This is a genomic window from Parafrankia sp. BMG5.11 (genome assembly GCF_004337455.1).
Genome location: NZ_SJXI01000130.1, coordinates 1 through 7,930 on the forward strand (window position 1 = coordinate 1; position 7,930 = coordinate 7,930).

Below are 7,930 nucleotides of genomic sequence, written 5' to 3' on the forward strand. Positions count from 1 at the left end.
TCATCCACACCGCCGGCATCGCAGGGGAACCGAAGCCGCTGGTGGAGCTGGAGCTGGATGAACTCTCGACGCTGCTGGGGGCCAAGGCGGCCGGTGCGTGGAATTTGCACGAGTTGCTCCGGGACACGCCGCCCGAGGTGTTCCTCATGTTTTCCTCCAGTTCCGGTGTCTGGGGGAGCGCGGGCCAGGCCGGGTACGCTGCGGCCAACGCCTACCTGGACGCGTTGGCAGAGCACCGTCGTGCCGAGGGGTTTCCGGCGACGTCGATCGCCTGGGGTGCCTGGGCCGGAAGCGGCATGGCCGGGGACGACAAATACGTGGCCTGGCTGAATCGCAGCGGGATGCGCACCATGGCGCCGGGTCGGGCGATGGCCGCGCTGCAGTCGGCGGTCGATCGTGATGAGACCTGCGTGACGGTGTCCGACATGGACTGGACCCGCTTCGCGGACGCGTTCAACGCGGCACGTCCCCGCACGCTGCTCAGCCGGCTCGAGTTCACGGCCGACGCCGACGGGGCCACCGGGACGGCCCAGCCCGCAGCGGCGGCCCCGCTGGCCCCACTCGCCGCGCGGGTCGCCTCGGTGCCGTCGGCGCAGCGCGCCTCCGTTCTCTTGGAGGCGCTGAGTACCGAGGTCGCCGCCGTGCTGGGCGACACGGGATCCAGGGAGCTGGAGGCGGAGCTGCCCTTCTTGAAGATCGGCTTCGACTCCTTGATGGGGGTCGAGCTGAAGGTCCGACTGGCCACGGCCACTGGGCTGGATCTCCCCGCCACGTTGATCTACGACTTCCCGACCCCGGCCGAACTCGTCGCACAACTGTTGGGGCGGCTGGCCGGCGGCGCGGACAGCGACCCGTCTGCCGGGGTTCTCACGCCGTTGCGGGAGCTCGAACAGGCACTGGAGTCCGTTCCGGACGATGACGCCCTACGGGAGGAGATCACCGGGCGGCTGGAGACGTTGCAGTGGCGGTGGCAGGAGCTGATGACGGGCGGCACTGGCATGGACCCGAAGGTCACCGGAGAGGACCTGGGCGCCGTCACGGACGACGAGATCTTCGAGCTGCTCGACAGGGAATTCGGAGACGACTAGAAGGGACGACGACGATGTCAAGCCGTCTGCGTGACCGGCGGGGCTGGGTGAACAGTCTCGTGTCCCGCAGCATTGCCCACAGCACATCGACTCCGCGGCGTGCGAATGCGAGCAGTGCCTGGGTGCGCAACAGGCCTTCGGGCCGTTCCCCGAGGTAGTAGTCCCGCGTGGGACGGGGCCGGTTCATCCTCAGCTCCGTTCCACCGGGACCAGACCTTCCAATGCCTGCTAGAACGCCCCGCCGACAGTTCCCTGACAACCATGACCGCCGTTCTCAACCAGTGGTCGGAGTGTCCCGGCAGACCGGGCAGTCATTCCTTTTGCGCACTCAAGGGGCAACCCACCAATCAGTCACACCCGGTCCTTCCGGACCGCCTTACATGCATGGGGGATGCGCCATGGCGGAGCTGCTCGTCGCCGGAGGGGGTATCGGCGGTCTGGCTGTCGCACTGGCCGCCGCCGGCCGACGACATCGGGTCACAGTGCTCGAACGACGTGACGAGTTTACGGAGTTGGGGGCTGGCATCCAGCTGGCGCCCAACGCCTTCCACGCTCTCGACCGGCTCGGCGTCGGCGAGCAGGTGCGGAAGCAGGCGGTGTTCATCCAGGAACTGCGCCTGATGGACGGCACGACTGACGAAGTGGTCAACGCCATGCCGCTCGGCGCGGCGTATCGGGAGCGCTTCGGCAACCCGTACGCCGTGGTGCACCGTACGGATCTCTACCAGCCGCTGCTCGACGCCTGCCGGCGCACGCCGCAGGTCGAGTTGCGCACCGGCGCCACCGTGACCGGCTACGAGCAGGGCACCGAGCGCGTCACTGTCGTACTGACGGGCGGGGACCGGGTGGATGGCGACGCCCTGATCGGTGCGGATGGCATCCGCTCGGCGGTCCGCGCCCAGATGGTCGGTGACGGCGAGCCGCTGGTCTCCGGTCACACCATCTACCGCTCGGTCATCCCGATGGACCGGGTGCCGGAGCGACTGCGGTCCAACTCCGTGACGTTGTGGGCCGGGCCCGGCTGGCACTTCGTCCACTACCCGATCAGCGGGGGGCGCGAATTGAACCTCGCTGCCATCAAGGACGACGGGGCACGTGAGGCCGTGACCGGCTGGCCGACCCCGACCGACCATGTGCTGGCCCAGTTCCCCGACATCGGATCGAGAGCCGGGCGGCTGCTGCGCCTCGGGGAGCAGTGGAAGTGCTGGGTACTGTGCGATCGCGACCCGGTGTCCAGCTGGACGGACGGCCGGGTCGTCCTGGCGGGCGATGCCGCCCATCCGATGCTTCAGTACGCGGCGCAGGGCGCTTGTATGGCACTGGAGGACGCGACGCATCTGGGCTTGGTCCTGGACTGCGGCGCGGAGCACCTGCCGCAGCGCTTCACAGACTACAACCGTGCCCGCGCTCCCCGTACCGCCAGGGCACAGCAGGTGGCGCGAGCGATGGGCAGAAATGTGTACCACCCGGCGGGTGTGGCAGCCAAAGAGCGCAACGCCCAGATCGGCGCTCTGTCAGCAGCCGAACTCTACGAGAAGGTCGCCTGGCTGCATGACGCGACGCCCTGAACCCGGCGCGCCGGACGACGGTCCGGGATGCCCGCCCCGCAAGGACAGGCATCTCGGACCGTCATGCGGGTGTCAACGCAGCCCGGCATCGCTCGCCTTCTGCGCGTCCGTGTCCGGTGCGGCCTGCCGGGCGTCGAGCTTGATGTCCTCCTCGGGGTCGCCCTCGATGTCGACGTGCGGTAGCACGCGCGCGAGCGGGCCCGGCAGCCACCAGGCGGTGTGGCCGAGGAGCACCATGAGCGCGGGCACGATGGTCATCCGGACGACGAGTGCGTCGAGGAACACGGCTGCGGCCAGCGACAAGCCGAATGCCTGCAGCATCGTCGACTCCGACAGGACGAAGCCACTGAAGACGCTGATCATGATCAGTACGGCGCTGGTGACCACGCGGGCGCTCCGGGCGAAGCCCGTCACGACCGCCTCGCGGGGTCGGCCGTCCCGCACATAGGCCTCCCGCATCCGGCTGACCAGGAACACCTCGTAGTCCATGGCGAGGCCGAACACCAGACCAATGATGATCACTGGTAGCAGGTTGACGATCAGGCCGGGCGCCGAGACGCCCAGGACGTCGACGGCCCAGCCCCACTGGAAGACCGCGACCATCACTCCGAAGGTGGCGGCAAGGCTGAGTAGGAAGCCCAAGGCCGCCTTCAGCGGCACCAGGATCGAACGGAACATCACCATGAGCAACAAGAAGGCGAGTCCGACGACCACCGCCAGGTACGGCAGCAGGGTGTCGGCGATGCGCTGGGAGATGTCAATGTTGAGTGCAGTCGTGCCGGTGACGGCGATGGCGGAGCCGGTGTCGCGGCGTATCTCCTCCGCGCGGTCGCGGATGTCACCCACCAGGTCCTCGGTGGCGGCGCTGGCCGGGGCGCTTTTCGGGGTCACCGTCATAACCGCGGTGTCGCCGGCCTCGTTGACCAGCGGTGGGGAGACGGCGTCGACGTCGGGCAGGGAGGAAATGCTCTGGCCCACCCGCTCCGCGGCGGCCTCGGGGCCACCGCCGTCCTTGGCGTCCACCACGATGGTCAACGGGCCGTTGTGGCCGGGGCCGAAGCCCTCGGTCACCAGGTCGTAGGCCTTGCGTTGGGTGGTACTGGTGGGCTCGGTGCCGTCGTCCGGCAGGCCGAGCCGGATGTCGGCGGCGGGCAGGGCGAGTACGACGAGCGCCGCGGAGGCCGTCGCCAGGAAGACCACCGGCTTGCGCGCGACCAGTTGGACCCAACGCAGTCCCATGGTCGGCTTGCCGACGCCTTCGTGGAGCGGCACCCGGGAGGTTTCGGGAGCCGTCGGCGTGGCGGGGTTCTCCGTTTCGGCGGCCTGCCGTTCGGCGCGGTTGCGGCGGCCCAGGACCCGCATGCCAACGAAGCCGAGCAAGGCGGGCAGCAGGGTCAGCGCAACGAGTACAGCGACGGTCACGGTGAGGGCCGCGGCGACACCGATCTGCGTCAGGATCGGGATGCCCACGACGGAGAGGCCGACCAGGGCGATGACGACGGTTGCACCGGCGAAGATGACCGCGGAGCCCGCGGTGGAGACGGCGCGGCCGATGGAGTCCTCCGCTTGGCGACCGCCGAGAAGCTCCTCGCGGTAACGGAAGCTGATGAACAGCGCATAGTCAATGGACACCGCCAGACCGAGCATCAGGGCGAGGGCTGGGGTGTCGGAGTTGAGCTCGATGAAGCGGCTGCTCGCCTGGACGGCGCAGAGGCTGACGGCGACGCCCAGAATGGCGGTCAGCAGCGGCAGTCCGGCGGCGACGAGCGAACCGAAGGTGATCACCAGGACGATGGTCGCGATGGCCACGCCGATGAGTTCGCCGCGGCTTTCCTCGGGTGCGCCCTTGGGTGCGTCACCGCCGAACTCGACAGTGAGCCCGACCTGTTCGCCCGGTTTGGCTGTGTCGAACAGTGCTTTCCGGTCGGAGTCCGTGAGTTCGCTGTGTGGCTCGCGGTAGTCCACCTGGACGAGCGCCATCCGCCCGTCCGGGGAGATCGCCTCTGCCTCGAAGGGATCCGCGACACCGGCCACCTTGGGCGTGTCCCCGAGCCTGGCCACCACTTCCTCGACGGCCTTGCGCTTGGCGGGGTCGGTGACCTTTTGGCCCTTGGGTGCCGCGATCACCACCCGGGCGACTGCGCCGTCGCCAGAGGCCTGCGGGAAGCGCTCCCCGAGCAGGTCGATGGCCCGCTGAGACTCCGTGTCGGGGATGGAGAAGGACTCGACAGTGGGCTTGGACAAGGTGGCCGCCCCGGCGCCGAGGGCGCCCAGGAGCACCACCCAGACGAGGGTGACGAGCCGACGTCGTCGGAACGACTCCCGCCCGGTCCGATACAGAAAGGCCTTCACGAGACTCAACCTTCTTTTGCGAGTGCACCGTCAATTCGTAGTGTACTGTACTGTTGGGCAAACTGAAAGAGGTCGGGGACGATCGCGTGGTAGGGGCCGCGGTCGACGGCCCGGAACGAGGACAAGGAGAACTCCCAGATGGGCGTTGCGAAGCAGCACCGGTCGCGGACACTGGGAGACGGCGGGCCGGTCATCGGTCTGCGAGAGCGGAAGAAGGCCAAGACCCGCGCCGCGATCCAGCAGGAGGCACTCCGCCTCTTCCGTGAACAGGGTTACGAAGCGACCACGATGGAGCAGATCGCCGAGGCCGCCGAGGTGTCCCAGAGCACGGTCTTCCGCTACTTCCCCACCAAGGAGGAGCTGGTCGCCTCCGACGAGCAGGAAGCGTTCTTCATCGAGGCGTGGCGCTCCCAGCCGACCGATCTGCCGGTGCTGCGAGCACTACGCCAAGCTGTTCGTGAGACCCTCGAAGGACTCTCACCCGAGGAGTTCAGCGCCCAGCGTGACCGTGACGCGCTGATGGTAACCGTGCCCGAACTCTGGGCGGCCAGCCTGGGGAACGTCACCCAGACCCTGCGGATGATCACGTCGTTGGTCTCTGAGCGCATGGAGCGCCCGGAAGACGACACAGCAGTCCGGGCCATCAGCGGCGCGATCTTTGGCGTCATATTGGACACCATGCTGCGCTGGGCCCAGGAGCCAGACCACGACATCATTGAGGACCTCGACCGGATGCTCGCCCATTTGGACAACGGCCGGTTCGACCGGCTCACACCGGAGTGACCCGGGCGGGGTGCCCCATGTCGGCTTCATGATCGAAGACCTGGCGGGAGGGTCAACCGACGCCGGGCATCACCAGAGGCGGGGGAAGAGTACGCAATGAACAGGCGTCGCCGCGCGGCCGGGGGTGTCACGGTGTGGGTGTTCAACACGGAAGGCCGTCCGGTGCCCCGGGCGCGACTGACGCTCGTCGACCGCGGCGGCCAACTTCTCGGTCAGGGAGAGGCGCGAGCGGACGGATCGTGCAATCTGTCGGTGCCTGAGGCCGATCCGTACGTCCTGCTGGTCGGTGCCACCGGGCACCTCCCCGGAGTGACGAACATCGAGGTGGCGGCCCGGCTGCTCCCCACCGAGACCGTCCTGTTGCTGCGTGAGGTGGCGACAGTGCGGGGAAAGGTCACTGAGGACACGCTGTACATGCCGGTGCCGGAGGCCCTCGCGCTGTTTATGGACGAGAGCGGACTGGTGACCGGCTCCGCCGTGACGTCCGGCGACGGCTGCTTCGAGATCGCAGGGCTGCGTCCTGGCGGTTACACGCTTATGGTGATCCATCACGAATACGAGCACTGGCTGCGCCGGGTGATCGTCGGAGGCAACGAACCGCTCCTGGCTGACGCCACGCTGACGCGTCGGCTGCTCTCCTGCCGGGGCGTGGTCCGTGACGCCCGCGGCCGGCCCGCCACGGAGACCGTCGTCAGCCTAACGGACGGCTCCGGCCTCGAACTGCGGGTACGGACCGACCAGAGCGGGAAGTTCGACTTCCCGACAGTTCCTCAGGGGCTCTACGTGTTAGGGGCCGCTGATCGGTCCGATCTGATGCGCGTGCTCGTGGACAAGGACTTGTCTGACATGGATGTGACCCTCCCGGACGTCTAGCACGGATAGACGGGGAGTTGTCAGTTCCCTGAGTCACTGGCAATAGGCGACGAAGGCATCAAGGTTCCGCCGGCGGTCTTGGTCTATACGAACGGCTTCGGGTGCCTGTTCCAGGCGTCGATCCATCTACGGATGTCGGCCTTGAAATCGACGATGTATTTTACTATATCGGCATCATGCTGCCGCGATCCTTGATGTCCTTCGAGCGGCGCACGATCCGGGTCGCGGAGGCCCTCGCGGGGGTCTGAACCGCCCCGGGTCGGATGGAGGCTTGATTCTCTGAGAGGATCGAGTCATGGCACGTCCTTCCCCTTACCCCGCCGAGCTGCGGCGTCGTGCGGTCCGGATGGTCGCCGAGGTCCGTCCCGACTACCCCACCGAGTGGGCCGCGATGAAGGCCGTCGCGTCCAAGCTCGGCATCGGAACGGCCGAGACGGTACGGCAGTGGGTCCGGCGCGATCAGATCGACAACGGGAACCGGCCCGGGGTGACGACGGAGGAGTCCGCGCAGGTCAAGGCCCTGAAGAAGGAGGTCGCCGAGCTGAAGCGGGCGAATGAGATCCTCAAGGCCGCGGCGAGTTTCTTCGCGGCCGAGCTCGACCGGCCACACCTGCGCTCGTAGCGTTCGTCGACGAGCACCGGGACCGCTTCGGCGGTGTCGAGCCGATCTGCCGCGTGCTGACCCTGCACGACTGCAGCATCGCCCCCTCCACCTACTACGCCTACAAGCAGCGTCAGGCATCGCCCTGCGCCCGTCAGGTACGGGACGCCGAGCTCACGACGCTGATCACCGAGGTCTACGACGCCAACTACCGTGTCTACGGGGCGCGGAAGATCTGGCGGGAGCTGCACCGGCAAGGCCACCCGGTGGCCCGCTGCACCGTCGAACGCCTCATGCGTGAACTCGGCATCACCGGTGCCGTCCGTGGCAGGAAAGTGGTCACCACCCTGGCGGATCCGGCCGCGACGCGGGCTCCGGACCTGGTGGAACGCGACTTCGTGGCCGACGCACCGAACCGCACCTGGGTCGCTGACTTCACCCACGTCGCAGCCTGGGCCGGCACCGTCTACGTCGCGTTCGTGGTGGACACCTTCTCCCGCCGCATCGTCGGCTGGTCCGTCGCGACCACCAAGCACGCCGAACTCGTCCTGACCGCGCTGGAGATGGCACTGTGGCAACGGGACCGGACCGGCACCAGGCCCGTAGCGGGTGAGCTGATCCATCACTCGGACGCGGGTTCGCAAACCGAACTCAACCGGTCGTCG

The 7,930-nt window shown here is 68.0% G+C and carries 7 protein-coding genes and 1 pseudogene; 6 read left to right on the forward strand and 2 right to left on the reverse strand.

Translation table 11 applies throughout. From position 1 onward, the window contains the following. On the forward strand, window positions 1-1,088 hold a 1,088-nt coding region (locus E0504_RS46475), incomplete at its 5' end, for a beta-ketoacyl reductase (protein ID WP_131627673.1). Window positions 1,089-1,105: 17 nt separating this feature from the next. Here E0504_RS46475 and E0504_RS46480 read toward each other — a convergent pair. Continuing rightward, window positions 1,106-1,275 (reverse strand): annotated as a pseudogene (locus E0504_RS46480) (IS110 family transposase); the annotation flags it as partial. 211 nt (window positions 1,276-1,486) lie between these two features. On the opposite strand from E0504_RS46480, the gene E0504_RS46485 reads away from it, so the two are divergent. Next, a complete protein-coding gene (locus tag E0504_RS46485; RefSeq protein ID WP_131627675.1) occupies window positions 1,487-2,656 on the forward strand; it encodes a 3-hydroxybenzoate 6-monooxygenase in 1,170 nt (389 codons plus the stop codon). A gap of 72 nt (window positions 2,657-2,728) precedes the next feature. On the opposite strand, the gene E0504_RS46490 is transcribed toward E0504_RS46485, so the two are convergent. Continuing rightward, window positions 2,729-5,008: an MMPL family transporter gene (locus tag E0504_RS46490; protein ID WP_131627676.1), complete on the reverse strand. Its 2,280-nt coding sequence runs from the start codon at window positions 5,006-5,008 to the stop codon at window positions 2,729-2,731. A gap of 138 nt (window positions 5,009-5,146) precedes the next feature. On the opposite strand from E0504_RS46490, the gene E0504_RS46495 reads away from it, so the two are divergent. The 4 genes from E0504_RS46495 to E0504_RS46510 form a co-directional block, all read left to right on the forward strand. Then, window positions 5,147-5,791 carry a TetR/AcrR family transcriptional regulator gene (locus E0504_RS46495; protein ID WP_131627678.1) on the forward strand — a complete coding sequence of 215 codons (645 nt, stop codon included), beginning with the start codon at window positions 5,147-5,149 and terminating at the stop codon, window positions 5,789-5,791. 96 nt (window positions 5,792-5,887) lie between these two features. After that, on the forward strand, window positions 5,888-6,664 hold the full coding sequence (locus E0504_RS46500) for a carboxypeptidase regulatory-like domain-containing protein (RefSeq protein ID WP_131627680.1): 777 nt from the start codon (window positions 5,888-5,890) through the stop codon (window positions 6,662-6,664). A gap of 295 nt (window positions 6,665-6,959) precedes the next feature. Continuing rightward, the gene (locus E0504_RS46505; protein WP_071083317.1) at window positions 6,960-7,286 is read left to right on the forward strand and encodes a hypothetical protein; all 327 of its coding nucleotides are present in this window, start codon (window positions 6,960-6,962) and stop codon (window positions 7,284-7,286) included. A 44-nt stretch (window positions 7,287-7,330) separates the two neighbouring features. After that, window positions 7,331-7,930: IS3 family transposase (locus E0504_RS46510; RefSeq protein WP_243657948.1), on the forward strand; the 600-nt coding region annotated here is incomplete at its 3' end.

What these genes read in the sequence shown, in the direction of transcription:
- E0504_RS46485 (WP_131627675.1), top strand. Translation starts at nt 1,487, where the DNA reads ATGGCGGAGCTGCTCGTCGCCGGAGGGGGTATCGGCGGTCTGGCTGTC.
- E0504_RS46495 (WP_131627678.1), top strand. Translation starts at nt 5,147, where the DNA reads ATGGGCGTTGCGAAGCAGCACCGGTCGCGGACACTGGGAGACGGCGGG.
- E0504_RS46500 (WP_131627680.1), top strand. Translation starts at nt 5,888, where the DNA reads ATGAACAGGCGTCGCCGCGCGGCCGGGGGTGTCACGGTGTGGGTGTTC.
- E0504_RS46505 (WP_071083317.1), top strand. Translation starts at nt 6,960, where the DNA reads ATGGCACGTCCTTCCCCTTACCCCGCCGAGCTGCGGCGTCGTGCGGTC.